This is a genomic window from Ardenticatena maritima, from assembly GCF_001306175.1.
Taxonomy (GTDB): domain Bacteria; phylum Chloroflexota; class Anaerolineae; order Ardenticatenales; family Ardenticatenaceae; genus Ardenticatena; species Ardenticatena maritima.
This window is the reverse complement of record NZ_LGKN01000006.1, coordinates 40,473-66,762: the sequence shown is the minus strand read 5'-3', so window position 1 is coordinate 66,762 and position 26,290 is coordinate 40,473. Positions and strand designations below refer to the sequence as shown.

Here is a 26,290-nt window from a genome sequence, read left to right as displayed (position 1 = left end):
CTCAAGGAGGAGGCTTGTGAACGGCAACGATAGCCCAACCATGCAAGAAGTCGCGACCCATTTTTACGAAGAAGCCGCCGAATTGATGAAGATTGACCAGGGCGTGCGCGACCAACTCTATGTCCCGCAGCGCATTCTCGATGTGCATTTCCCCGTCAAGATGGACGATGGAAGCGTCAAGATGTTCTCCGGCTTCCGCGTCCACCACAACACGGTGCGAGGTCCCGCCAAAGGGGGCTTGCGCTACTACCCCAACTTGACCCTCGAACAAGCCAGCGGGCTGGCCATGCTGATGACGTGGAAGACCGCCGTCGTCAATTTGCCGTTTGGCGGCGCTAAAGGTGGTGTGTTGTGCGACCCCAAAACGCTTTCCAAAGGCGAACTGGAACGCCTCACCCGCCGCTTCACCACTGAAATTATTTTGCTGATTGGTCCCGAACGCGATATCCCCGCCCCTGACCTCGGCACAGATGAGCAGGTCATGGCGTGGATTATGGACACGTACTCGATGGTCAAGGGCTATTCGGTGCCGGCGGTCGTCACAGGGAAGCCCCCGGTCATTGGCGGCTCGGCGGGGCGGCGACGTGCGCCGGGGCGTGGTGTGGTGTTCGTTCTGCGTGAATTTGCCGACCGCATTGGGCTGGATTTGCGGGGGGCGCGCGTGGTGGTGCATGGTTTTGGCAAGGTGGGCGTCACAGCAGCGTACATGCTTGAACACGTCCTCGGTTCAACCGTGATTGCCGTGTGCGACCGGAGCGGCGCGATTTACAACCCCAATGGGTTCGATATCCGTGATTTGTACAACTACAAGGAAGAAACGGGAACAGTCGTCGGGTATCCGCATGGTGAGCCTATTTCGCACGCTGACATGCTCGCTCTGGAGTGTGACGTGCTTGTTCCCGCCTCTGTCGAAAACATTATCACGGCTGACAATGTGGAAACTATCCGCGCCCGTGTGATTGTGGAAGCCGCCAATGCCCCCATCACGCCTGCCGCCGACGCCATCTTGCGCGAAAAAGGTGTCCACGTCATTCCCGACATTCTCGCCAACAGCGGCGGTGTGATTGTTTCCTACTTTGAATGGGTGCAAGACCTGCAAAGTTTCTTCTGGACGGATGAACAGGTCACCCAGCAGTTGCGCAAAATTCTGGTGCGCGCGTTCGACCAGGTCTATACCTTGGCGCAGGAACACAATGTACCGTTGCGTGTCGCGGCGTACATGCTGGCGCTGAGCCGTGTGGCGACCGCATACAAACTGCGCGGTTTTTATCCATGAGCATTCCCTTTCATCTCGCTACTTGTCAATATGCAAGGAGGCATATATGACCTATCGCATTTCTTCAACAGAAGCCGATATGCCGTTGCGCCGATTGCGCCACCGAACCGGGGCGTTTGCCAGCGGTCCCAATCCCTTCGATATCGCCATTGAGCAGTTTGAAAGTGCTTTGCCGTACCTCAAACTCAAAGCCGGGTTGATTGAATTTTTGCGCCATGCCGACCGCGCGGTGATTGTCAATTTTCCCGTCATCATGGATGACGGCAGTGTGCGCGTCTTTGACGGCTTCCGCGTTCAGCACGACGTGACGCTTGGTCCGTCGCATGGTGGTATCCGCTACCATGCCGGTTTGACCCTTTCGGAAGTGACGGCGTTTGCCATGTGGAACACGTGGAAGGCGGCGCTGGTTGACGTTCCCTTTGGCGGTGCGGCGGGCGGCGTTGCCGTCAATCCCTTTGAACTGAGCGAGAAGGAATTGGAACGACTGACCCGCCGCTATGTCATGGATATTTTGCCCAACATCGGTCCTGAGGAAGATATCCTCTCGCCCGACTTCAATACGGACGAGCAGATTATGGCATGGGTTATGGACACGGTTTCCATGGCAAAGGGCTACTCCGTGGCGGCGATTGCGACCGGCAAGCCGGAACCGTTGGGCGGTACAGTGGGGTGGCGTGGCTCGATTGGGTTGGGCTTGACGTATGTGACCGAAGAGATTTTGGCGCGCCTGAACATGCCCCTGGAAGGCGCCACCGTTGCCGTCCAGGGCTTTGGGCGTGTGGGTTCACACGCCGCCCGCTACTTGTGGTCGCGGGGGGCGCGTGTTGTCGCGATTACCGACATGGGCGGCGGCATTTACGCCCCCACCGGGTTCGATGTGGAAGAAGTCCAGCGGTACGCCCGCGAGCATGGCTCGGTGGCGGGGTTCCCGCGCGCCGAAGCCATTGGCGACGAAGATTTGCTCACGATGCCGGTTGACATCCTGGTGCTGGCGGCGCTGGGCAACCAGATTCGCGCTGACAACGCCCACCTGGTGCAAGCCCGCGTCATCGTCGAAGGGGGGCCTGGCGTGGTCACGCCCCGCGCCGACCGCATTTTGGCGGCTGAAAAGCCCGACGTGGTGCTCATTCCCGACATTTTGGCGGCGTCCGGCGGGTTGGTGGTCAGTTATTTCGAGTGGGTGCAGGATTTGCAAAGTTTCTTCTGGTCGCAAGAGGAAATTGAAAAGCAGTTGCGCAAAGTCATGTTGCGGGCGTTGGATAAAACCTGGGCGACGGCCGAGCGGCTGGACGTTCCCCTGCGCACGGCGGCTTACGTCTGCGCGATTGAACGTGTGGCGCAAGCCACGCTCGACCGGGGCATTTGGCCCTGAACACGCATTGGGCAGCGAGCACGAAAAACGCGGGGCACATGTGCGCCCCGCGTTTTGTTGTCGGCAAGGTGTGCGCTCAGCCAATCACGCCCAATTCGCGCCCCACTTTGGCAAAGGCTTGCAGCGCAAAGTCCAGGTCTTCCTTGGTGTGCGCCGCACTCGGCATGACGCGAATACGCGCCGCGCCGCGCGGGACGGTGGGGTAGCCAATGGCGGTGGCGAAGACGCCTTCTTCAAACAGGCGGCGGCTGAAGGTTTGCGCCAGCGGCGCTTCACCCAACATCACCGGTGTAATCGGCGTTTCGCTTTGCCCCGTGTCGAAGCCCAGCGCCTGCATTTCGGCTTTGAAGTAGCGCGCATTTTCCCACAAGCGGTCAACCAGTTCGGTGCTTTCTTCCAGCAAATCAAGCGCCGCCAGGCACGCCGCTACATCGGGCACGGTCATCGCGCTGGAGAAGAGGAACGGCCGCCCGCGCTGGCGGAGCCATTCCACCAGCCGCTTGCTGCCCGCCACGACGCCGCCCACCACACCAAACGCTTTCGACAGCGTCCCTACTTCAATATCCACAATGCCGTGCAAACCGAAGTGGTCCACAATCCCGCGGCCGCCACGCCCCAACACGCCTTCGCCGTGCGCGTCATCCACCATCAAAATGCAGTTGTGCCGCTTGGCGACTTCCGCCAGTTGCGGCAAGGGGGCGATATCGCCGTCCATGCTGAATACGCCATCGGTGACAACGAGCGCGCGGCGGTAGTTGCCGCGGTGTTCCTTGATGAGGTCTTCCAGCGCGTCCACATCATTGTGCGGATAGGCGATGATTTTCGCGCGGCTCAGACGGCAACCGTCAATGATGCTGGCGTGGTTGAGTTGGTCGCTGAAAATCACATCCTCACGCCCCACAATGGCGGGAATCGTGCCCAGGTTCGCCGTGAAACCGCTTTGGAAGGTGATGGCGGCTTCCACGCCTTTGAATGCCGCCAACCGCCGCTCCAATTCCACGTGGAGCGACATCGTGCCGGCAATGGTGCGCACCGCTGCCGGTCCCACGCCATACTTGTCCATGGCTTCTTTGGCGGCTTGGACAAGGCGCGGATGGTTGGCAAGCCCCAGGTAGTTGTTCGAGCAGAGATTGAGCACGCGGCGACCGTCAATCGTCAGCCACGCTCCTTGGGGTGAATCAATCACGCGAATATGCGTGTACAACCCGGCTTCTTTCAGTGCGGCAATTTCATCGTCAATCCAGGCTAACGGGTCATGTTGTGTGTTCATGCGCCATCCTCCTTGTTCAGCATTTGTTGGGCTACGCGTTGGGATACATCACCACCTTGGCGACTACTTCGTCGCCGGGGTTCATCAGCAACTCAAACCCGCGCTCGAACTCGTCAAGCGCGATGCGGTGCGTAATCAGCGGTGCCAAATTGACCGCACCTGTCTGCAAGAGCGCCCGCATACGGTACCAAGTGTCCCAGATTTTGCGCCCGTAGATGCCTTGCACGGTGGCGCCTTTGATGACAATCAGGTCGCTCCAATCGAGTTCCAGCGCATTACCGACAAGCCCCAGGGCGGCTACTTTCCCGCCGGGGCGCAAGGCTTCCAGCGCGGTGCGAATCGCTGGCGCGGCGCCGCTCATTTCCAACACCACATCCACCCCGTCGCCCTCGGTCGCCGCCAGAATCTCGCCGACGACATCATCATGGCGGGGGTTGAGTGTGTGGTCGGCGCCCATTTGACGCGCCAGCGCCAGTCGTTGCTCGTTGACATCGGTCGCGAAAATGGTTTTCGCGCCAATAGCGCGCGCCACAGGAATCGCCATCAGCCCGATAGGACCACACCCATTCACCAGCACATGCTGTCCCGCCAGGTCAAACGCAAAAGCGGTGTGGACGGCATTCCCGAAGGGGTCTTGCAGCGAGGCGATTTCCGGCGGCGTATCGGGCGCGTTCACCCAGACATTTTCGGCGGGCACCAGCACATATTCGGCGAACGCCCCGTGGCGGTCAATGCCAATCACTTGCGTGTTGCGGCAGAGATGGGCTTGCCCGGCGCGGCAGGCGGCGCAGGTGTGGTCCACAATGTGCCCTTCCGCCGAGACAGGCATGCCTACTTCCAGCCCTGTGACGGCTTCACCCAGCGCGACAATTTCACCTGCAAACTCATGCCCAAGAATGAGCGGGGGTTTGATGCGGTGTTGGCTCCATTCATCCCAGCGGTAAATGTGAACATCGGTGCCGCAAATCGAGGCTGCAGTCACTTTGATGAGAACGTCATGAGGACCCGGAGTAGGAACGTCAATTTCGATGAGTTCAAGCCCCGGTGCGGGGCGGGTTTTGGCAAGCGCCTTCATCTTCATTGAGAAGCCTCCTCTTCGAGGGTTTGTCGGGCGCAGTATAGCATGGCTAACATGAAATGCGAATGCCGCCTTTGTTCGGCAGACGCAAAAGGCTTTGACACGCCTTCGGCATACCATACAATCTGAACGCTCAGAAGAGGACGAGGGGGCGAGGGAACAAAGCGTATGGAAACCATTTTGGCTTACATCGAACAATACGATTGGCTGATTTACATCGTGGGGCTTCTGGGGGTGCTCCTCTATCTCAACATCGGGCGCATTGCCTGGCAAGAAGCGCGCTACTCCATTTTTTCGCTGGAACGCGAAGAGCGCCGCCGCGATGCACAGCGCGCGTTTCTTCTTGCGGGCATGTTTGCCGCCCTGGTCTTGACGACTGCCTACCTCAACATGGTGGTGTTGCGCCCTGCGGCGCCGTCCAATGAAATGCCGGTGCTGGGCTTGGCGGCTTCGCCGACACCTACGCCCCCCATCATCGGGCCGACGTTGACGCCCATCCCAACAGCCACCCCCACGCCTGTCATTGAAAACACGCCCACGCCGCTTGTGCCCGTGCAGCCGCTGGCGTCGCCCACGCCGGCGACGACACCGACGCCTACTCCAACGCCACAGGCGACGCCGACGCCGCAGGTCATCCCGCCCAACTGCCCCAACCCCGGTGTGCGTATTCTCTCGCCCGGCATGAACCAGACCGTGAGCGGTAGCGTCGCCATTATCGGGACCGCCAACATTCCCAACTTTCAGTTCTACAAAGTCGAATTCGCGCCTGGTGAACAGCCTGCCGATTCGGCGTGGGCTGTTATTGGCGATGTGGTGCGCCAGCCGGTGGAAAACGGCCTGCTCGCGACTTGGCCGGCGGGGGCGTTCCCAGCCGGCACCTACTGGCTGCGTTTGACTGTGGTGGATATCACCGGCAACTTCCCGCCGCCCTGCACCGTGCGTGTGATTGTGCCGGCGGTGCCATAACGCAGGGAGAAAGCACGATGAACGAACCGCGGCTTGACCCACAACGACAGGCACGGGCGCGCGAATATGCACGCATACGCCGCCGCTTGTTACTGCTCAACATCGGCTTGACATTTGGCGGGTTGGTCTTCGTGCAAGCCAGCGGGCTCTCCGTGTGGCTGCGTGATTGGCTGGTTGCGCATGGTCTGCATTCACCGTGGGCGCTGGTGGCGGCGTATGTTGCGCTTGGCATGACAGCCTACACCTTGGCGCTTCTGCCGCTGGATTGGTATGAAGGCTATGTCCTGCCGCACCGGTTTGAATTGAGTACCCAAACCCCGCGTGGCTGGTTGATTGACCAACTGAAATCGTTTGCGCTCTCGCTGCTTCTGGGCATTCCCATCGCCGAAGTGCTTTACTGGCTTTTGCGCGCCTACCCCACCACCTGGTGGATTTTTGGCGGTATGTTCCTGCTCTTCCTCACCATCGTACTGGGGCAACTCGCGCCTGTGCTCATCGTTCCCTTGTTCTACACCCTCACACCGCTCGATGACGAAGAATTGCGTCGCCGCATTGAACGTCTGGCGCAGCGCGTGGGAGTACGCATTGCCGACGTCTACACCATCGACCTCAGTTCACGCACGCGCGCCGCGAATGCCATGGTCATGGGGCTGGGGCGCACGAAACGCATCGCCCTGGGCGACACCCTCTACAACGAGTATGACGCCGACGAAATCGAAACCATCCTTGCGCACGAATTGGGGCACCAAGTCCACCACGACCTTGAATTGGGCATTCTCGTGCAGAGCCTGCTCACATTTGGCGGGTTGTACCTGGCGCACCGCTTTTTGCAGTGGGGCGTGGGCGTGTTTGGGCTGAAGGGCGTTGCCGATATCGCCGGCTTGCCGCTTTTCGTCCTGGCGATGAGCCTTTTCGCGCTCATCACCATGCCGCTGGGCAATGCCTATTCACGTTGGCGCGAGCGACTGGCGGATGCGTTTGCCCTGCGCACCACCGGCAAACCGGAAGCCTTTGCCCGCGCCATGACCCGCCTGGCAAACCAAAATCTGGCGGAAGCCGACCCGCCGCGTTGGGTGGTCTGGTTGCTCTATTCGCACCCACCCATCCGCGAGCGGATTGAAGCCGCCCATCGTTTCATGCAGTCCGAATCAACTGTTCAGGGAGAACCAACATGATCAACACACCACCGCCCATTATCTTGGCAAGCGCTTCGCCGCGTCGGCGTGAATTGCTGGCGTTGCTCGGCGTACCTTTTGACGTGCGCGCCGCCGATGTTGATGAAACCCCCTTGCCCGGCGAACCGCCGGCGGAATACCCCAAACGCCTGAGCCTGCTCAAAGCCCGCGCCGTGGCGGAAACGCTTGCCGCAGGCATTGTCATCGGGGCGGATACCGCCGTTATTCACCGTGGCGATATTTTGGGCAAGCCCGCCAATGCTGATGAAGCCCGCGCCATGCTTCAGCGCTTGCGCGGCGAGCGCCACCGCGTCATCAGCGGCATCACGGTGATTGAGGTCGCAACGGGCAAAACCATTACCGAAGCCTGCGAAAGTACCGTCTTCATGCGCGCCATGTCGGACGAGGAGATCGAAGCCTATATCGCATCCGGCGACCCCATGGACAAAGCGGGCGCCTATGCCGTGCAAAACGTCGAGTTTGCGCCTGTGCAAAAGGTTGTGGGGTGTCCGGCGAATGTGATGGGCTTGCCGGTTTGCCACGTAGTGCGCAACCTGCGCCGCTTGGGTGTCAACCTGCCCGATACGCCGCCAACGCATTGCGATATTCGCTACGGCTATCACTGCGCCATCACCAACTACGTCATGCCCGATGTCGAACAGCAGACCTGAAAAACGGGAAGGGAGCAACAGCGCGTGAGTGCCGCATCCAGCGACCACCTGGGCAAACTGCCCCCCAATCTGCTGGAAAGCACCATTCTCGCCCGTTTGGGAGCGCCGCGTCCCGAAGTGCTGGTGCCGCCGCGGGTGGGTGTGGATACGGGCGTGATTGCACTGGACGCCCAGCGTGTGCTTGTCAGCACCACTGACCCCATCGCCGCTATTGAACGTCTGGGGATGGAAGCCTCCGCCTGGTTGTCGGTCCAACTGGTCGCGTCCGATTTGGCGACAAGTGGGTTGCCGCCCATGTACGCTATCCCCACGTTGGCTTTTCCCCCGCACATGAGCGATGCACAGATGCGCCGCTATTGGGACGCTATGCACGCGGCTTTTGCCGAATTGGGGGTTGCCGTTGTGACGGGGCACACCGGGCGGTATGAGGGCGTCATGGGGCCCATCGTGGGGAGTCTGACGATGTTGGCGGTGGGGGAACGCGACCGGCTGGTGGTCTCCACCGAGATGGCGCAGCCGGGCGATCGCCTGCTCGTGACGAAGGGGATTGCGTTGTCGGCGGTGGGCTATTTCAGCCATCTGTTTCCCAATTTTCTGCGCCACATGTGCGATGCCGAGTTGCTTCAACGTGCGCAAGCCATGCTCTGGCAGTTGAGCACCGTGCGCGATGCGTTGACAGCGGTGCGTGTCGGGGTGGGCGATGCGGGGGTGAGCGCCATGCACGACGCGACCGAAGGGGGTGTGCTGGGCGGGATTGCTGAGTTGGCGTTGGGCGTGGGGGTAGGTGTGCGGGTGGACAAAGCCGCTTTGCCGCTGAGCGAGGAAGCGGCGTGTATTTGCCGTGCGTTCGATCTCGACCCGTTGATCACGCTGAGCGAAGGCACGTTGATTCTGGCAGTACGCCCGCACCGCGTGGCGGCGGTTCAACAGGCGCTGGCTGATGAAGGCATAGCCGCCTTTGACGTTGGCGAATTGCGCCCGCGTGAAGAAGGGTTGATGCTTGTGGATGTAGACGGGGAGCGTCCATTCACGCCGCCGCGGGAAGACCCCTATTGGCGCGCTTATGCGTGGGCGGTTGAACAGAAGTTGACATGAGGCGGAGTGGTATCTGTTTGTTTGGTTGCGCCTGACAAAGCAAAAACGCCCGACTCTCAGTCGGGCGTTTTTCGTGGCTCCCCGGGCAGGACTCGAACCTGCAACCACCCGGTTAACAGCCGGGCGCTCTGCCAATTGAGCTACCGAGGATTACCGCGCGCAAGTATAGTCGAAGGTGGAAAGTTGTCAAATCTGGGAAATGAACTGTTCCAACAATCTGAACGCACTACCGGATTGGGCAGATTGCCTCCCACAGAGGTGCAAGAGACACTGGAGAAGGATGTGCCCTCGCGCTTTGTTGGCTCTTTGGTGAGGGTGTTGTTGCTTTGGAGACCTCTGGGGGGTTGACACAGGCTGTGTGCTGGATAATAATGGTGGCAAAGATGGAATCCGCTGTTGTTGTTGTTTCTGAGGTGGTGTGTCTAATCAATAGTTAGCCTGTCTTGAGGCAAGAGAGACGAATGGTTCAAATACCAACCATACAGGATATTGAAGCAGCTAGGCGATCTTTTGAGGCAAATGAGCCCCGAGATCTTTTTTATCGTGCTGCAACGGAATTGGTATCACTTGCACTGGAAGGCAGGACATCATTGAGTGTTGCCGAAGCTTTGGCTGTACTCCTGCAGACTTGGAACAAGATGTTCTATCAATATAGAAAATTTGATAGCCAACATTTTGCCGACATAGAGCGACTTATCAGTGACCATTATTCGCTATTGCTCACTTTCAGGCAACGGTCTATAGAAGACTTTAACCAAGAGGACGAAGGCAAAATTAGGAGTGTTTTCAAGGCTTTTGAGGTGATACTTGGCCCTGTAGGTGCTGCAAAGTGTTTGCATTTGCTAGCACCGCATTTCTTTCCCCTTTGGGACCGCGCTATAGCTAAGGCTTACGGTTTTCCCCTAGGGAAGATAGGCACAAATGCCGAAAGGTACTGTCGTTTTATGCGAATTGTGAAGGAGCAAGTTCAAAGCCTTGGTGGAGAACAAACCATTGGCCGAAATCCATTGAAAGCAATAGACGAGTACAATTACTGCAAGTACACCAAGGGATGGATATGATTTGATTAAATCGTGCGACAGGCTAACCAGCCTCTCATTCGCTTGTACTTTGACAGGACGAAGCGCACACCGTACCAGAAAGGCCTCTTTGTCAGCGCTCCATCTCGTGTGGGGAGACATTGCTCAAGTGATGGCAAGAACGCTGTAGACACCTTGCCGCCATCTTCACACACAGCCGGTCCAAGCAGGCCGCTTGACCTGGCGTGACGAACGAAGAGTGAGGCTATGGCTTGTCGGCGTTGCTTGTCATTTCATTCCAGCACTGACTAACTGAAGGGCAAGACGGCTTGTGTGCACCTTCTCAGAAAGGTGGGGACTGGTTAGATGCGGGGGCGTGTTGGTGGGCTGGCAAGCGCGGTGTGGTGGTGTGTTGCCACAAGCGCGTGGAGGCGTGCCCACGTCGTAGGCTACTACGCCATCTAACGCTGGCTAACATGCGCTTGCAACCGCCCCTTAAGGGACCAAACAGACTCACAATAGCGGCATTCAGGAGAAAAAAATGCATCGAGTGGGACAATTGGCTGTTAAGTCTAGTGCTCTGATAAGTCAAATCATTTGCGATTTGGGAGAACTCTATCACGATGCTGCCATCATCTCATATTTGGAAAATATGGAAAGCGTAGGATATCGTGATGGGGTTGATGAACCTGTAGAACTTCAAGTACATCTCTCGAGCATTGATGAGTGTGCAAGAAGAATCAGAGATCGAGCAGAAGCACTAGCAATTGCCTTCAGAGGCTGTGGCCTGTACCTTGACATTAGCACACTCCTAGAGGCTGTTAACGATGTTATAGATCTTATTCAGCAAGTAAAATCCTATAGAAATTTAGACCAATTTGTTCTTTCAAACAATCAGCTGATGACAGTGGTGGACAGATTGAGAACTAAAGTTCAAGGAGTAGTAGAGAACACTGGCGAGCTCATTTGTGAAGTTATGCCTGTTTCATTGGAAGCACGTAGTTTAGGACGTATTACGTATGCAGATGTACGAAGAAATCCTCAAGCGATTGTGCAATATGCGTTTACCTCGTTTGAATCTCACCTTCGTAAAAGAATTGGTGCCGGATTAGAACTCTATGGTGAAAATCTTATAAATCAGGCTTATGGTGGAAATGGTAATCTGAGTTATGGAACCGTACCATCAGAACGAGTTGGAGCACGTAATTTTATGTCTGGAGCCTATGCTGTCTTTCGAAACCCACGAATGCACAGGACCGTTGAAGAGAATGAACAAATGGCAATGAAATTGCTAGTCCTTGTAGATTTACTTATAAAATTAATAGATGAATCTGAGAATACGACTGTATAATCATCTGACCACCTAACTAACTAGCAAGTTAGAGCCGACACTACCCTTGTGTAGCACTGCGGCTGAATCGCAAACCGTTAGGAGGCAATAACATGTTCACCCTACATCTCGCAACAGATACGGGTCAACCGTGTCTATACTGGTTCACCAAAATGAACTCCAAGGTTCTTCTGCATCTATGTTTTCATTGAGCATCTATGGCAAGTTGGATACGATCCAGATGTTGTAGGGATGCTAAAAGAGCACTTTGGTCTTGAGATCGAACCCTTGTTGAAGGTGGCATCAGAAGACATCAGTCTTGAAGATTGGTTGGCTGAAGGCCATGGTGATGAAGTGGAATGGCGCAAGCAGATGGAAATGAATAGAGCTGCTTGGCAATCTCCTCAGGAACTGATTCAATATCTTCAGACATTCATTCAAGCCTTGGACAATTCGCCCGATGTTTTCTTTAGACTTGGCGTTTCCAAGCCATACTTTGTAAAAGGATTCTTCAAACAGGATTTGGTTGATCTCCTGCGTGTGGTTGAATGGGCGCGCGACTCTGGTGTCAGATACGTCCGTTTGTCTATGGGATAACCAAGGGATGATAATTTAGAATGCCAGCCTAATCCGCGTATCCAGCCGACACCGCGAAGCGGCGATAAGTGAAATGCAGACCATTGGGCTTTTTATGAATAAGGAGAAAGCATTATGGGATTCCGATTCCGTAAATCTATAAAAATTGCTCCGGGAGTGCGTGTGAATGTAGGGAAACGAGGTGTGAGTAGTATCAGTGTAGGAAAGACTAACATTGGGAAAAGGGGTATCTATCAAAACATTAGTATCCCCGGTACTGGTATCTCGTATCGGACCAAAATAGGTGGTAGTACTTCTCGCGGGAAAACTCGCACTTCTCGGAGTAAGACGAAGAAAGAAATCCTTCAAGTAACTCTGAAACTTTCAGAAGATGGTTCACTGATTTTTGAGGATGGGAAAGGGCAGCCCCTTCCCGATGCTGTAGTTAGGAAAGCTAAGCAACAGCAAAGGGCTTCTATCGAGGCTTGGTTAGAGGAACAATGTCATCAATATAATGCTAATCTTCAAGATTTCCTCAACATTCACCTGTCCACCCCACCGCCTGAAGGTAAGGTGATAGTAAATCCTAAACCCAAGCCGCCGCGTTTGGAGAAGCCAGGAATAATGGCAAAGATATTTGAGGGGTATCGAAAGCGGATAGAAGAGAAGAACAAAGCCGCTCAGCAAAAATATTTGAAGGCTTTGGAAAAGTGGAAACAAGCAGAAGAATCTCTTAGGACGAATGTTGATGTAATGGAGCAGGTTTTGGGCAAAGCGCTTTCTTCGTTGCAATGGCCTCGAGAAACTATTGTCAATTTTGAGATAGCAGATGATGGACGCAAGGTTCTTGTAGATGTGGATTTACCAGAAATAGAAGATATGCCTACCAAGGAGGCGAAGGTTAATCGGAGGGATTTACGGCTCACTATTCAGAAACGCTCTCAAAAGCAAATTCGGTTGGATTATCTAAAGCATATACACGCTGTAGGCTTTCGCATTATCGGGGAGATATTTGCGCATTTACCCACAGTAGAAGTGGTGGTGTTGTCAGCGTATTCCCAACGGGTTGATAAACGGACTGGTACCATAAAAGATGAATATCTCTACAGTGTGCGTGTTCCTAGGGATAAATGGCGCGAAATTAATTTTTCTAACTTGGTGGCGTTGGATGTAGTAGCGAGTTTTGATCGCTTTGAAGTTCGCCGGAAAATCTCAAAGACAGGAGTAATATCGGCTATAGAGCCTTTTGAACAATGAGAATCTTAACCCAGCGTCCGGCAGGCGTGGCTGTGCAGCGAGCCAATGTTGTTGAATTTTCGGCCCAAAATCATGCGCGAGCGATGGTAGAAGGACATCAGCGCCGCGCCGCTGACGCTTATCGTTAGGCCGTAACATGATCATCATTACCATTTGGGAGGACATTTATGCCGTCTAATAAACTACCAAAAGGGCTGACTGGCGTGGCGGGAGAGTACTTTGTAGCGGCCGAACTATCACGTCTTGGTTACGTTGCATCTATCACATTACGGAACACAAGAGGTATTGATATTCTTGTGTCCAACGCTACTGCTACACGGCAAGTTGCAATTCAGGTAAAGACAAACCAGAAAAGTAAGCCGGAATGGGTTTTGAATAAAAAAGTCGAGACTTTCTATTCCGACAATTTGTTTTACGTGTTTGTAAATCTGAAGAGCCCTAATGAGCGCCCAGATTTTTATATCGTTCCCAGCAAGGTTGTCGCCAACTTTGTTAGGACTGACCATCAAAATTGGTTAGAGACGCCAGGGAAAGATGGGCAGCCTCATAAAGATAATCCCGTACGGAAATTTCGTGATCCGGAAGGACAATTCTTGGAACGCTGGGATTTACTTGGCCTTTGAGATTTGGAAGGCGGCTTAACCACTCGTATCAGCTGCTGACGCCATCACCAGACGATGGGGCGTAGGAACCAATAAGTACAACAGCGAAGAGCTTCATCATGCGAAAAAATGTGTTTGTGTGGATTGCCCTGGCAACAGTTGTCATATTGCTTGTCCCTTTGGTCGCTATGCAGTTCACGGACGCAGTCAACTGGAGCATTTCAGATTTCGTGGTCATGGGCTCGCTCCTCTTTGGGGCTGGGAGCATAGGTGTCTTGGTAGCGAGGAAGGTGCATCGCAAGTATTGGCTTGCAATCGGTGTTGTGATCGCAGCGGTATTTCTCTATGTGTGGTCAGAGCTCGCGGTCGGTATCTTTACAAAATTGGGAAGCTGACAAAGCCTACCATACTCAATGCGGGGGACGCCTTCTCGGCGCGCTCACGCTCCCGCTAGCCGTCGGAGAAAATAAGCCATGCGCTACACAGAGTTTCGAGATATCATCCAACACCAATTGCAGCGCACACCAGAGGGAATGACTTGGTCGGAGTTGCGCGAGGCGCTTGACCTGCCCTATCGCCGCCCTTGTCCTTCCTGGGTTGCGCGTCTTGAGAAAGAGATTGGGCTTACGCGGACAAAGGGATGCGGGCGTGCTTTGGTGTGGAAAGTACCGTGCGACTCTGAATAAAAGGGATTTGGTGTGTGAGGGGGGCGGCAAAACCGCCCCCCAATGCTTCATGCCCCCATACTCCACCGCCCGCAAGCGTCTTCCGCAAACCATGCGCTGGTGGCGATGATGAGGCAGCCCAGTTGCCACGATAGCAGGCGCATTCAGATTCAAACGAGAGGAGCAAGACAATATCTAAACCGCGTTTTTTCGCTATGCCCTTTGCCAAAATATATTCGCTCTATGTGCAAAAAGCGGAACGCAAGCAGCGTACGCGAGCAGAAGTTGACTGCATTATCTGCTGGTTGACGGGCTATGACCCAGCCGGCTTGCAGCAACAAATCGAACAAGGCAACGATCTCGAAACCTTTTTGGCGCAGGCTCCGGCGCTGAACCTGAACCGTACGTTGATCAAAGGGAAAGTTTGTGGGGTGCAGGTCGAAGAAATTGAAGACCCCTTGATGCGCGAAATCCGCTATTTGGATAAATTGATTGATGAACTCGCCCGTGGGAAACCGCTAGAGAAGATTCTGCGTTCATGAACCGTCACTCGTCAGCCGGACGCCTTGCCTCCGGGCGGAAAGTGCGCAGCGCAACATGCCAAACAAAAATGCGACGCACCTTACGTGCGTCGCATCGCATGTATGGCAAAGTCGGCTTTATTCGCCGCGCACGCGGGCAAACACCGCCTCGAACGCACTGAACGGTTGCGCCCCTACAAGACGCTCCCCTTCCACAAAGAACGTTGGCGTCCCGCTCACTTGCAGTTGCATGCCCAGTTGCAGCCCTTGCTCCACCAGCGCGGCATAGCGCCCCTCGGCAACGCAGGTGCGCAGCGCCTCGCCGTCCAGCCACTGTTGCGCGGCAAGCGCGGCGAACACATCAAGCGCGTTGTTGGTGCTCCACTCCGCCTGGGCCTCAAACAGCGCGTTGTGCATGCTCCAGTAGGCCGCATCGCCCCCCTGTTCGCGGGCGCAGTGCGCGGCTTGGGCGGCGTCGAAGGCTTGCGGATGAATGTTCGTGAGCGGGAAATCCACATAGACGAAGCGGACTTCACCAGCATCAATCAGCGGTTCAAGTTGTGGGAGCGTCTCCTGATAGAACCGTTCGCAGAAGGGACACTGGTAATCGCTGAACTCGACCACCGTAATGGGCGCGTTGGGGTCGCCTTTGGCGGGAAAAGCCGCAAGTGCGGCTTCGTCCAGCGTGGGCGTGGGCGCGGCAAGCGGTTCACCCAGCAGGCGCTCGAAAATGCTGAAGAACGCCGAGACGGGTTGCGCACCCACCAGGCGTTCACCCCCGATGAAGAACGTCGGCGTGCCGCTGACGCCCAGCCGCAACCCTTCGCGCAGCCCGCTGGTGACGGTCTCATCGTAGCGCGTGCTTTCAAGGCAGGCTTGCAGCGCTTTTGGGTCCAGCCCCGCCTGGAGCGCCAACTCAGCAAAGACCGGCACCGGGTTGGCGACGCCCCACGCTTGCTGATTGTCGAACAGCAGGTCGTGCATCGCCCAGTAGGCTTCATCGCCCCCCTGTTCACGGGCGCAGTGCGCGGCGCGCGCCGCCATGCGCGCCTGTGGGTGAATCTGCTCCAGCGGGAAATCCACATACACCAGGCGCACTTTGCCTTCGTCAATCAGTGGTTGCAATTGCGGCAGCGTCTCCTGATAGAACCGTTCGCAGAACGGGCACTGGTAATCGCTGAATTCAACCACGGTGATCGGCGCGTCGGGGTCGCCTTTGGCGGGGGCGTTCGCCACAATGTCGGCGTTCACCGTGTAGGTGGGGCGCAGGTCTTCGCCCAACGCCTCGCCAATCACCTCGTAGAACACATCCAGCGGTTGCGCCCCGCTGATGACCGTATCGCCAATGAGGAAGGTGGGCGTACTGGTGACGTTCAGCCGCTTGGCTTCCTGCACACCCGCCTCGACGGTCTCGGCATACGTCTCGGCGACCACACAATCGCGCAGCGCCTTGCCGTCCAGCCCGGCTTGTTGCGCCAGTTTGGCGAACGTGGGCAGGGGGTCGGGGGCGTTGCCCCACGTGGCTTGTTCGGCAAAGAGCGCATCATGCATCGCCCAGTAAGCGTCATCGCCGCCTTGCGCGCGGGCGCAGTGCGCGGCTTGGGCGGCGGCGCGTGCGTTGGGGTGCAGATTGTCCAGCGGCAAATCCAGCCAGACCAGGCGGATTTTCCCCTCTTCGATGAGTGTGTTCAATTCGGGGAGTGTGGTTTCGGCGAACTCTTTGCAGAAGGGGCATTGGTAATCGCTCAACGCCACAATCGTCACCGGCGCGTCGGGGTTGCCTTTCGCGGGGGCGTCGCGTAAAAGCGCCTCGCTGACGCGCGGCTTCTGCTCAAAGCCAATATCGGCAAGCGGTTCGCTCGCGGTCACCCACGACGTCACCACACCTTCCACGTTGGGAATAGGCGTGGCGGTCGTCTCATCAAGCCCGCGCCAGAAAATGACAAAGCGCTCATGGTCAACACGGGTGAAGAGAAAACCGTCGCCCTCAGGGTGCCAGACGGGGTAAATGCTGTCGCCGTCTTGCGTCAGGCGCTGGACGTTTTGCCCGTCCGTGTCCATGACATACACGTCCATACCGCCGTCGCGGTCGGAGAAGAAGAGAATGCGCGTGCCGTCCGGCGAGAAGGTGGGTGCGGTGTCCACGCCGTTGCGCTCGACAAGCGTGGTAACCTCGCCGGTTTCAACATCCACCACGCGAATCGTTTGCGTGCCGTCGCGCTGTGTGTCGGCAAACACCAGACGCCGCCCGTCGGGGCTCCAATTGCCCAGTGGGTTGATGGTTTCGCCTTCCAGGTCAATCAGGCGGCGCACATTTTGCCCGTTCGCATCCATGATGAACAGCCCCAAGCGCCCATCGCGGTTGCTCACAAAGGCAATGCGCGTCCCGTCGGGCGAATAGACCGGCTGACTGTCAATGTCGGGGCCGCTGGTGAGCAGGGTGCGTTCTTCGGTTTCAAGGTCGTAGCGCACAATATCCAGGTTGTTGTTGCCCACCACGGCGGTGTAGGCGACATAGCGCCCATCGGGGGAGAGCGACGGGAAGAGCGATTCGGTCTCGCCGTCCGAGACGAGGCGCAAACCGCTACCGTCGGCGTTCATCACAAAGACCTGGAAACTTTGCGCGTAAGGTCCCATGAACGCAACGCGCCCCGTTGTGGCCTCTGCGGATGTATTGGCGGGAGAAGACGCCTTCACTTCGGGGGCGTTGGTTGGGGTTGGCTGACGTTCAGACGTTGTGGACGTGCCACAGGCGCTGAGCACAAGCACCAGTGCGAACAACAAAAAACGCAGACGTTTCAAAGGAACTTCCTCCATTTCGTTTGTACGACTTCGACGTCCCTTATCGTACTCGCCTGTTGTCCACCGACAAATGTTTGGCGGCGTTGTGCGGCGCTCTGACCTTGTTCACTGCGCCATTCTGAATACCATCCACAGCGTCAAACTCTTGCAAGAGAAAGGATGAACACCTATGCGTTTGCGCGTGCTGGCTTTCGCTCTGCTGAGCATTTTCGCACTGGCGGCGTGTGGCGTGCCGGCTGAAACCGCCGCCCCCGCCACCCAGACAGCGCCGGCTGAACCCCCATCGGCGGAACCGACAACCGCGTTGGCGGCGCAACCCGCCCCAACGTCAACCCCCATCCCTGCGTCGCCGACCGCCACACCATCCCCGACGCCGACGGCTTCCCCCACGGCGACGCCCACCGCCACGCCCACGCCGGGCCCCGCCACCTACCGCCTGCGCCCCGGCGATACGTTGGGCGCGGTGGCGCTCAACGCCGGCGTCTCGCTGGATGCGTTGCTGGCGGTGAACAACCTGACCCGCGAGGACGCCAACATCATCAAGAAAGGCACTGTGTTGCTCTTGCCCGAGGGGGCGATTCCCCCCGAACAGTGGCCTGTGCCCACGCCTGTGCCTCTGCCCACGTTTGTCGCCAATGTGCCGCCCGCCGAAGCCCCCATCATCTACCTGGGACCGGAGCGCAAGCAGGTGGCGCTGACGTTCGACACCGGCTACAACCCCGACATCAACCGCCAGATTGCGCAAATGCTCGCTGAGCGTGGCGTTCGGGCGACCTTCTTTGTGGTGGGGAGCGGTGTTGAGCAGTACCCCGACGTGGTGCGCGACATCGTCGCCAATGGGCACGAACTCGCTAACCATTCGTGGAGCCACAAAGACATGACCAAAATGAGCGCCGAGCAAGTGCGCGCCGAACTACTGGACACCGAAGCCATTGTGCAAAGCATCGTCCCCACGGCGACCACGCGCCCCTTCTTCCGTGCGCCTTTTGGCTATGTCAACGAAACAGTTCAGCGCGTAGCCGGCGAAGAAGGCTTCTACATCGTGGATTGGACGATTGACAGCCTCGACTGGCTGGAAGGCATTCGCCCTGATGAAGTGCGCTGGACGGTGGCGCGCGGTTTGCGCCCCGGCGCTATCATCGTTCAGCATGGCAGTAGCGAAGCCAGCCTTGCCGCTTTGCCCGAAATCCTCGATTTGCTGGCGCAGGAAGGCTACGAAGCCGTGACGCTCAGCGAACTCTTGCAACCCTGACACGCAGAAGGAGAAGCGCATGTCGGCCACCATCGCTTTGCTCACCGATTTTGGCATTGAAGATACCTACGTCGGCGTGATGAAGGGCGTCATCCGCGGCATTGCGCCGAACGCCGCCATCGTGGACCTGAACCACCACGTCCCGCCGCAAGACGTGCGCGCGGGCGCGTTTCATCTGCTGGTCTCGTACCGCTATTTTCCCGCGGACACGGTGTTTTGCGTCGTGGTGGACCCCGGCGTCGGTACGGCGCGGCGTCCCATTGCCGCCGCCTTGCGCACGCCGAACGGTGCACGCTACACCTTCGTCCTGCCCGACAACGGCTTGCTGACGCCGCTTCTGGACGAAAACAGCCTCGAACAGGTGGTGGTACTCGACAACCCACGGTATCATCTCCCCAACGTGAGCCACACCTTCCACGGGCGCGACATCTTTGCCCCCGTGGCGGCGCACCTGGCGGCGGGCGTCCCCCTTGCCGACGTTGGCACGCCCCTGGCAAGCGATGCGATGGTGCGCCTTGAATGGCCTCACCCCGAACCGCATGCCAGCGGCTGGGTGGCGACCATCATCCACGCCGACCATTTCGGCAATTTGATCACAAATCTGCGCGCCGAAGACCTGCAACCCGACATGCAAAAGTGGCTGGTGGTGGCGGGACCCGTGCAGATTCAAGGCATTTCGCGCACATTTGGCGACGTGCCGCCCGGTATGCCCGTCGCCTACATCGGCAGTAGCGGCTTTCTGGAACTGGCGGTGCGCCAGGGCAATGCGCGCCGTCAATGGGGCATTGGCTCCGGCGCACGTGTGCAGGTTGTGCGCATCGGCGGTAAAGCGTCTGTTTGAAAGAAGAACACGAGGGTTGACATCATGACATCGCCACTCCGTTTTTGGCTTTTTCTCTTCCTCGCGCTGATTGTCCTTCTGGCGCAAATTGGTATCATCGTCTCTACACGGCGCACCGTGCGGCAACGGGGCCTCACGTCTCAAAATCGCCCCATCGAATGGCTCTGGACGGTGGCGCCGCTTTTCATTTTATTGGGCTTGCTCTACCTGGCGTGGCAAGCCCTCTGAAACCAACAGGAAGGAGCGAGACCATGCTGCCCTACCCATTGCATTGGACCGAAAGACTCGCCATCAAGACCGATAGCCGTATCCTCTTCGTCGTGCTGGACGGGGTGGGCGACGTGCCCATCAATGGGGAAACACCGCTTTCAGCCGCCAACACCCCCAACCTCGACGCGCTTGCCCGTGACGCCTCGCTTGGGCTTTCAACCCCCGTTGCGCCTGGTGTTGCGCCGGGAAGTGGACCGGGACACCTGGCGCTTTTTGGCTACGACCCACTGCATTACGAAGTCGGGCGTGGCGTGCTCTCCGCGTTGGGCATCGGGCTGGACCTGTCGCCCAACCAGGTGGCGGCGCGCGGCAACTTTGCCACCCTTGCCCCCGACGGCACCATCGCCGACCGTCGCGCGGGGCGCATCCCCACCGACCTCAACAAGCGCCTCATCGCGCTCTTGCAAGACGCCATCCCATCCATCGAGGACGTGCAGGTGAACCTCTACACCGAAGCCGAGTACCGTTTCGTGCTGGTGCTGACGGGCGACGGGCTTGGCGGGCGCGTCGCCGACACCGACCCCGGCCGCACCGGCGAACCGCCGCGCCCTGCGCAAGCCACCACCCAGGACCCGCGCGACCAGAAGACGGCGCGCATCATTCAGCAGTTTGTCGAAAAAGCCACGCACGTCCTGCATGAAGCCGATATTGTCAAAGAGTATGACCCCGCGCCCAACACCGTGCTCATCCGCGGTGTGGACACCAAGCCCAACTTGCCGCCCTTCCAGCAAGTGTACAAACTCACGCCCGGCGCGATTGCCAGTTATCCCATGTACCGCGGCGTGGCGCGGTTGGTTGGCATGGAAACCCCGCCCGCCGATTGGAGCGGCAGCGGCGAACGCACCGAAACCAAACTCAAACTCTTGCGCGAGCATGGCGACAAGTACGACTTCATCTTCTTCCACGTGAAGAAGACCGACAGTTACGGCGAAGACGGCAACTTTGAAATGAAGAAGAAGCAAATTGAAGACTTCGACGCCATTTTGCCCGACTTGCTGGCGTGGAAGCCTGACGTGGTGCTCATCACAGGCGACCACTCGACGCCCGTGGGCGTCAAGGCGCACTCGTGGCACCCGCTGCCGGTGCTCATCTACGGTCCGCATGTGCGCCGCGACGGTCGCCGCTTCACCGAAATGGACGCACGCGGCGGCAGTCTGGGCACTCTGCGCCATCTCGACCTCATGCCGCTGGTGCTGGCGAACGCGCTCAAAATGAAGAAGTTCGGCGCCTGACGTTTCGTTGCTTGTGCGGGGTGAGCGCCGCATCCACGCTCACCCCGCTTTTCTTCCACAAAGAGGTGGGTGCAAAGCGACGAAAGGATGAGACCATGCCCGTTTCTCCCGAATTGCTACAACGGTTTGCCCGTGAATGGCTCGAACGTGAGAACTTCCCCGACGACATCGCCAACGAAACCGCCGCCCGCCTGAACACCTTGCTCGCCCGCCTGCGCACGCTCGACGAAACCCGCCTGCGCGATCTCTTGCCCGCCATGGCGTTCAACCCCTCAGCCGCCGCCTACGCCGTGCCCCCGCAAACGCCGCCCGTCTGGGAACCGCTCGCCCAGGGCGAAGGCACCGGCTACGGCGGACGCGGCACCACCGGCGTGGAAGCCGCCCCCCACACACCCAAGCCCATCGCCAACGACAGCCCCGAATGGCTCTGGTGGGACGCGACCACGCTGGCGGCGGCGCTCCGCAAAGGCGACCTGCGCCCCACCGAAGTGGTCGAAGCCGCGCTCGCACGGCTCCACGCCCTCGAACCGACGCTCAACGCCTTCGTCACCGTCACCGAGGACCAGGCGCGCGCCGCCGCCCAACGGCTCGAAACCGCGCTGGCGCGTGGCGAAGCCGGCGCATTGGCGGGCGTCCCCGTCGCGTTCAAAGACCTCTTCGAGACGGCGGGCGTTCGCACCACAGGCGGCTCGCACGTCCTTGCCGACTACGTCCCCACACGCGACGCCACCGCCGTGCGCCGCCTGCTCGCCGCCGACGCCGTCAGCCTGGGCAAAACCACCACCCACGAATTCGCCTTTGGACCGACAACCGATAGCCCCTACCTGGGACCCACACGCAACCCCTGGAACCCCGACCACGTGCCGGCGGGGTCCAGCGGCGGCTCTGGGGCGGCCGTGGCTGCGGGCATCGTGCCGCTCGCCTTGGGCACCGATACGGGCGGCTCTGTGCGCATGCCCGCCGCCGCGTGCGGCGTGGTGGGGCTCAAACCCACCTACGGGCGCGTGAGCAAATTCGGCGTCCTGCCGCTCTCCTGGTCGCTTGACCACGTGGGACCCCTGGCGCGCTCCGTCGCCGACGCCGCCTTGGCGTTGCGTCTGCTCGCTGGGGGCGACCCGCTCGACCCCAGCACCGTCCCCATCCCGCCCGACGACTACCAGCACGCCGTCCGTCGGGGGCGCGAGGAGACCCTGCGCGGCTTGCGCATTGGCGTTCCCACCGCGTGGCTCGATACGCGCGTGGACCCCGACGTGCGCGCCGCATTCGACACCGCGCTGGACGTTCTGCGCGAACTGGGGGCAACCGTCGAACCCGCCGACCTGCCGCCCGCCGACGTGATGACGCTCGTCAACCGCCTGATTACCATGGGCGAAGCGGGCGCCTACCACGCCGATTTGCTCCGCCGCTTTGCCGACCAGTACGCGCCCGACGTGCGCGCGCGCCTGGAAGTGGCGCAATTCATCACCGCTCGCGACTACCTCACAGGGCAACGCTTGCGTGGCGAACTCGCCCGCGAAATGGCGCTGGTCATGCAGACGTTCGACGCCATCGCCACCCCCACCATGCCCATCCCCGCGCCGCGCATTGGGCAACAACGCTGGCGCTACCCTGACGGGCAGGAAGAAGCCGTCCAGGAAGCGATGATTCGCTTTGTAGCGCCCTTCAGCGTCAGCGGACAGCCTGCGCTCTCCGTGCCGTGCGGCTTCACACCGCACGGATTGCCCGTGGGCTTGCAACTGGTGGGGCGTCCCTTCGAGGAGCGCACCATTTTGCGCATCGGCGCGGCGTATGAAGCCGCCACGCCCTGGCATACCCAACATCCCTGAGCACACCCCATCACCCCACAGCGCGAAGACGGCGCACCGCGCACGCAACGGCGAGCAGGTGCGCCGTTGCTCGTCTGCCTACCCGTTCACCACTCCTTGCCTTCTCCCCCACATCGCATATCCTTTTCCCCAGCCAAAAGAACCCAACCCAAAACACAGAGGCAGACCATGAGCGACCAACTCACCTTCCAAGACATGATTTTGCGCCTGCAAGACTACTGGGCGAAAACCGGGTGTTTGTTGTGGCAACCCTACAACACCGAAGTCGGCGCGGGCACAATGAACCCCGCCACCTTTCTGCGCGTGTTGGGACCCGAACCGTGGAACGTCGGCTACGTCGAGCCGAGCGTGCGCCCCGACGATAGCCGCTACGGCGAAAACCCCAACCGCATCCAAATGCACACGCAGTACCAGGTCATCCTCAAACCCGACCCCGGCAACCCGCAAGAACTCTACCTGGGAAGCCTGGAAGCGTTGGGCATTGACCTGAGCAAAAACGACGTGCGCTTTGTCGAAGACAACTGGGAATCACCCGCGCTGGGCGCTTGGGGGCTGGGCTGGGAAGTCTGGCTGAATGGGCTGGAAATCACGCAATTCACCTACTTCCAGCAGGCGGGCGGCTTCAACCTGGACCCCGTGGCGGTGGAAATCACCTACGGGCTGGAACGCATCATCATGGCGTTGCAGGGGGTAGACCACTTCAAGAAAATCATCTACGCGCCGGGCATTACCTACGATGAAGTGCTGGGGCAAAATGAATACGAGATGAGCGTCTACAACCTCGACGCCGCCAACGTCGAACGGGTGGCGCAACTCTTCGACCTCTACGAAGCCGAAGCCAAAATGCTCATCGAACAGCGCCTGCCCATTCCCGCCTATTCCTACATGCTCAAAACATCGCACACCTTCAACATCCTGGACGCGCGCGGCGCGATTGGCGTGACCGAACGGCAGCGCTACTTCCAGCGCATGCGCGACCTCGCCCGCGACGTGGCGCGTTTGTGGCTCGAAAAGCGCGAGGAAATGGGCTTCCCGCTTGGCACCATCACCCCGCCGGACGTCAAAGTGCCGCCGCGCCCCGCCTGGGTGCTGGACAAACCGCAAACCTTCGTGCTGGAAATCGGTTCCGAAGAATTGCCCGCCGATAACGTGCCGCTGGCGGTGGCGCAACTGCGCGAGCGTGTTCCCACACTGCTCAGCGACCTGCGCCTTGACTACGAGCGCGTGCGCGTTGAAGGAACGCCGCGCCGTCTCGCCGTGATTGTCGAGGGCATGTCGCCGCGCCAGCGCGATGAAGAAAAAGTGGTGAAGGGTCCCCCCGCACGCATCGCATTCGACGCCGAGGGGAACCCCACCAAAGCCGCCCTGGGCTTTGCCCGCTCGCAAGGCGTGGACGTGAGCACCCTCGAACGGCGCGAGATAGACGGGGGCGAATACGTTGTCGCCCATGTGCGTGAAGAAGGTCGCCCCGCCGGCGACGTGCTCGCCGAAGCCTTGCCCGCGCTCATTGCCGGCATCTCCTTCCCCAAGAGCATGCGCTGGAACTGGACCAACGTCGCCTACGCCCGCCCCCTGCGCTGGATTGTGGCGTTGCTGGGCGAACAGGTGATTCCTTTCGAGTACGCCGGTGTGGTGAGCGGGCGCACCACGCGCAACGTGCGCCGCGCCCAGCCGGAGACCCTCGACATCGCCAGCGCCGACGTGTACGAACGCACGCTCGCCGCGCACGGCATCATGCTGGACATGGACGAGCGCCGCGAAACCATCTGGGAAGCCGCCCAAACCCTCGCCGCCGAAGTGGGCGGGCGCGTGCCCGAAGAAGCCAAAGGCGACCTGCTTGATGAAGTCGCCAACCTCAACGAAGCGCCTGTGCCCCTGCGCGGTGCGTTTGAAGAAAAGTATCTCAGCCTGCCGCGTGAAGTGCTGGTGACCGTCATGCGCAAGCACCAGCGCTATTTCCCGGTGGAAGACGCCCAAGGCAACCTCTTGCCCTACTTCATCACCGTCGCCAACGGGCGTGTGGACATTCCCACCGTGCGGGCGGGCAACGAAGCCGTCATCCGTGCCCGCTACGCCGACGCCGCTTTCTTCTGGGAACACGACATCGCCCAGCCGCTGGAAGCCTTTCGCCCCAAACTGAGCGGGCTCACCTTCCAGGCAAAACTCGGCTCCATGCTCGACAAGAACGAGCGCATTGAACGCTTGACGCCGCTCTTCGCCGACATGCTGGGGTTGAACGCTGACGAGCGCGCCGTTGCCGAGCGCGCCGCCTACCTCTGCAAAGCCGACCTTGTGACGCAAATGGTGGTCGAATTTACCTCGCTGGCGGGCATCATGGGGCGCTACTACGCCCTGCACAGTGGCGAACGCCCCGCCGTTGCCAATGCCATTTTCGAACACACCCTGCCCCGCTACGCCGGCGATAAACTGCCCACCAGCAAACCCGGCATCGTGCTGGCGCTGGCGGACCGCTTCGATAGCCTGGTGGGCTTGTTCGCCGTCGGGTTGCAGCCCAAAGCAACCGCCGACCCCTTCGCCTTGCGCCGTGCCGCGTTGGGGGTGGTGCAAATCCTGGTCGAAAACAACATCCGCCTCGATCTCCGCGCCGCCATTCGCGCCGCGGCTGAGGTACAGCCTGTGCCCGTCAGCGAAGACGTGCAAGCCGACGTGCTGGCGTTCATCACGCGCCGCCTGGAACAGTGGCTCCTTGAACAAAACTGGCGGCACGACCTGGTGCAAGCCGTGCTGGCTACCCGCGCCTACGACCCCGCCTGGGCGGTGGCAACGTTGCAAGAACTCGCCGACCTGGTGGAGACCGAACGCTTCCAGCGCGTGCTCACCGCCTACTCCCGCCCCGCGCGCATTGTGCGCGGGCGCGAGGTGAGCGCCACCGTCAACCCCGACCTTTTTGAGCATGAGGAAGAACGCGCCTTGTGGGAAGCCTATCTCGCCGCGCGTGCTTGCCTCTCGCCCGAAAGCAGTGTGCGCGAATTTGTGGACGCTTTCGAGACGCTGGTCGCGCCCATTGACACCTTCTTCGAGAACGTCTTTGTCATGGCGGAAGATGAAACGGTGCGCGCCAACCGCCTGGCGCTCATGGCTGCTGTTGCCGGATTGGCTGACGGCATTGTGGACTTGTCGCACATTCAGGGCTTCTAACCGCGTTGAACACGGGGGCGGCGCATGCCCAATCT

22 protein-coding genes and 1 tRNA gene are annotated in these 26,290 nt (G+C 59.0%); 18 read left to right on the top strand and 5 right to left on the bottom strand.

Annotated elements, in window-relative coordinates; genetic code table 11:
- The first annotated feature begins 40 nt into the window (after positions 1-40).
- On the top strand, positions 41-1,276 hold the full coding sequence (locus SE16_RS11175; RefSeq protein WP_054493352.1) for a Glu/Leu/Phe/Val family dehydrogenase: 1,236 nt from the start codon (positions 41-43) through the stop codon (positions 1,274-1,276).
- A 79-nt stretch (positions 1,277-1,355) separates the two neighbouring features.
- On the top strand, positions 1,356-2,648 hold the full coding sequence (locus SE16_RS11170; RefSeq protein ID WP_060687681.1) for a Glu/Leu/Phe/Val family dehydrogenase: 1,293 nt from the start codon (positions 1,356-1,358) through the stop codon (positions 2,646-2,648).
- 76 nt (positions 2,649-2,724) lie between these two features.
- On the opposite strand, the gene SE16_RS11165 is transcribed toward SE16_RS11170, so the two are convergent.
- Together SE16_RS11165 and tdh are read right to left on the bottom strand one after the other, a co-directional pair.
- Positions 2,725-3,918 carry a glycine C-acetyltransferase gene (locus SE16_RS11165; RefSeq protein ID WP_060687609.1) on the bottom strand — a complete coding sequence of 398 codons (1,194 nt, stop codon included), beginning with the start codon at positions 3,916-3,918 and terminating at the stop codon, positions 2,725-2,727.
- 31 nt (positions 3,919-3,949) lie between these two features.
- Positions 3,950-4,993, bottom strand: a complete 1,044-nt coding sequence (tdh, locus tag SE16_RS11160; RefSeq protein ID WP_054493353.1) for an L-threonine 3-dehydrogenase — start codon at positions 4,991-4,993, stop codon at positions 3,950-3,952.
- Positions 4,994-5,164: 171 nt separating this feature from the next.
- Here tdh and SE16_RS15830 point away from each other — a divergent pair, with 171 nt between their 5' ends.
- The 4 genes from SE16_RS15830 to SE16_RS11140 are packed head-to-tail and all read left to right on the top strand — an operon-like array spanning position 5,165 to position 8,903.
- Positions 5,165-5,962, top strand: coding sequence for a hypothetical protein (locus tag SE16_RS15830; RefSeq protein WP_054493349.1), 798 nt, complete (start codon positions 5,165-5,167; stop codon positions 5,960-5,962).
- Between the two features lie 17 nt (positions 5,963-5,979).
- Positions 5,980-7,137 (top strand): M48 family metallopeptidase, encoded by a 1,158-nt coding sequence (locus tag SE16_RS11150; protein WP_054493350.1) that lies wholly within the window; start codon positions 5,980-5,982, stop codon positions 7,135-7,137.
- Positions 7,134-7,808: a Maf family protein gene (locus SE16_RS11145; RefSeq protein WP_082374299.1), complete on the top strand. Its 675-nt coding sequence runs from the start codon at positions 7,134-7,136 to the stop codon at positions 7,806-7,808. Before SE16_RS11150 ends, SE16_RS11145 begins: the two co-directional genes overlap by 4 nt.
- A gap of 24 nt (positions 7,809-7,832) precedes the next feature.
- The gene (locus SE16_RS11140) at positions 7,833-8,903 is read left to right on the top strand and encodes an AIR synthase family protein (RefSeq protein ID WP_060687607.1); all 1,071 of its coding nucleotides are present in this window, start codon (positions 7,833-7,835) and stop codon (positions 8,901-8,903) included.
- A 74-nt stretch (positions 8,904-8,977) separates the two neighbouring features.
- On the opposite strand, the gene SE16_RS11135 is transcribed toward SE16_RS11140, so the two are convergent.
- Positions 8,978-9,053 (bottom strand) — tRNA-Asn (locus SE16_RS11135).
- 311 nt (positions 9,054-9,364) lie between these two features.
- On the opposite strand from SE16_RS11135, the gene SE16_RS11130 reads away from it, so the two are divergent.
- The 5 genes from SE16_RS11130 (at position 9,365) to SE16_RS15455 (ending at position 13,708) form a co-directional block, all read left to right on the top strand.
- On the top strand, positions 9,365-9,964 hold the full coding sequence (locus SE16_RS11130; RefSeq protein ID WP_054492283.1) for a hypothetical protein: 600 nt from the start codon (positions 9,365-9,367) through the stop codon (positions 9,962-9,964).
- 499 nt (positions 9,965-10,463) lie between these two features.
- Positions 10,464-11,273, top strand: coding sequence for a TIGR02391 family protein (locus SE16_RS15460; RefSeq protein WP_082374070.1), 810 nt, complete (start codon positions 10,464-10,466; stop codon positions 11,271-11,273).
- A gap of 231 nt (positions 11,274-11,504) precedes the next feature.
- The gene (locus tag SE16_RS11125) at positions 11,505-11,849 is read left to right on the top strand and encodes a hypothetical protein (RefSeq protein WP_054492282.1); all 345 of its coding nucleotides are present in this window, start codon (positions 11,505-11,507) and stop codon (positions 11,847-11,849) included.
- Between the two features lie 114 nt (positions 11,850-11,963).
- Positions 11,964-13,085 (top strand): DUF4236 domain-containing protein, encoded by a 1,122-nt coding sequence (locus SE16_RS11120; RefSeq protein ID WP_054492281.1) that lies wholly within the window; start codon positions 11,964-11,966, stop codon positions 13,083-13,085.
- A gap of 167 nt (positions 13,086-13,252) precedes the next feature.
- Complete coding sequence (locus tag SE16_RS15455; RefSeq protein WP_082374067.1) at positions 13,253-13,708, top strand: hypothetical protein; 456 nt, start codon at positions 13,253-13,255, stop codon at positions 13,706-13,708.
- Between the two features lie 28 nt (positions 13,709-13,736).
- Here SE16_RS15455 and SE16_RS16030 read toward each other — a convergent pair whose 3' ends face one another.
- Positions 13,737-13,925 carry a hypothetical protein gene (locus SE16_RS16030; RefSeq protein ID WP_161804537.1) on the bottom strand — a complete coding sequence of 63 codons (189 nt, stop codon included), beginning with the start codon at positions 13,923-13,925 and terminating at the stop codon, positions 13,737-13,739.
- A gap of 642 nt (positions 13,926-14,567) precedes the next feature.
- On the opposite strand from SE16_RS16030, the gene SE16_RS11110 reads away from it, so the two are divergent.
- Positions 14,568-14,894, top strand: coding sequence for a DUF2200 domain-containing protein (locus tag SE16_RS11110; RefSeq protein ID WP_235472321.1), 327 nt, complete (start codon positions 14,568-14,570; stop codon positions 14,892-14,894).
- A gap of 117 nt (positions 14,895-15,011) precedes the next feature.
- On the opposite strand, the gene SE16_RS11105 is transcribed toward SE16_RS11110, so the two are convergent.
- Positions 15,012-17,675, bottom strand: a complete 2,664-nt coding sequence (locus tag SE16_RS11105) for a thioredoxin domain-containing protein (protein ID WP_160316946.1) — start codon at positions 17,673-17,675, stop codon at positions 15,012-15,014.
- 169 nt (positions 17,676-17,844) lie between these two features.
- On the opposite strand from SE16_RS11105, the gene SE16_RS11100 reads away from it, so the two are divergent.
- From SE16_RS11100 to SE16_RS11075, 6 genes are all read left to right on the top strand, one after another.
- Positions 17,845-18,927: a polysaccharide deacetylase family protein gene (locus SE16_RS11100; protein ID WP_060687606.1), complete on the top strand. Its 1,083-nt coding sequence runs from the start codon at positions 17,845-17,847 to the stop codon at positions 18,925-18,927.
- A gap of 19 nt (positions 18,928-18,946) precedes the next feature.
- Positions 18,947-19,768, top strand: a complete 822-nt coding sequence (locus SE16_RS11095) for an SAM hydrolase/SAM-dependent halogenase family protein (RefSeq protein ID WP_054492914.1) — start codon at positions 18,947-18,949, stop codon at positions 19,766-19,768.
- A gap of 24 nt (positions 19,769-19,792) precedes the next feature.
- Positions 19,793-19,996, top strand: a complete 204-nt coding sequence (locus tag SE16_RS11090; RefSeq protein ID WP_054492915.1) for a hypothetical protein — start codon at positions 19,793-19,795, stop codon at positions 19,994-19,996.
- Between the two features lie 23 nt (positions 19,997-20,019).
- Complete coding sequence (locus SE16_RS11085; RefSeq protein WP_054492916.1) at positions 20,020-21,270, top strand: 2,3-bisphosphoglycerate-independent phosphoglycerate mutase; 1,251 nt, start codon at positions 20,020-20,022, stop codon at positions 21,268-21,270.
- A gap of 95 nt (positions 21,271-21,365) precedes the next feature.
- Positions 21,366-23,096: an amidase gene (locus SE16_RS11080; RefSeq protein WP_060687603.1), complete on the top strand. Its 1,731-nt coding sequence runs from the start codon at positions 21,366-21,368 to the stop codon at positions 23,094-23,096.
- Between the two features lie 168 nt (positions 23,097-23,264).
- Positions 23,265-26,255: a glycine--tRNA ligase gene (locus SE16_RS11075; protein WP_060687601.1), complete on the top strand. Its 2,991-nt coding sequence runs from the start codon at positions 23,265-23,267 to the stop codon at positions 26,253-26,255.
- The last annotated feature ends 35 nt before the right edge of the window (positions 26,256-26,290 follow it).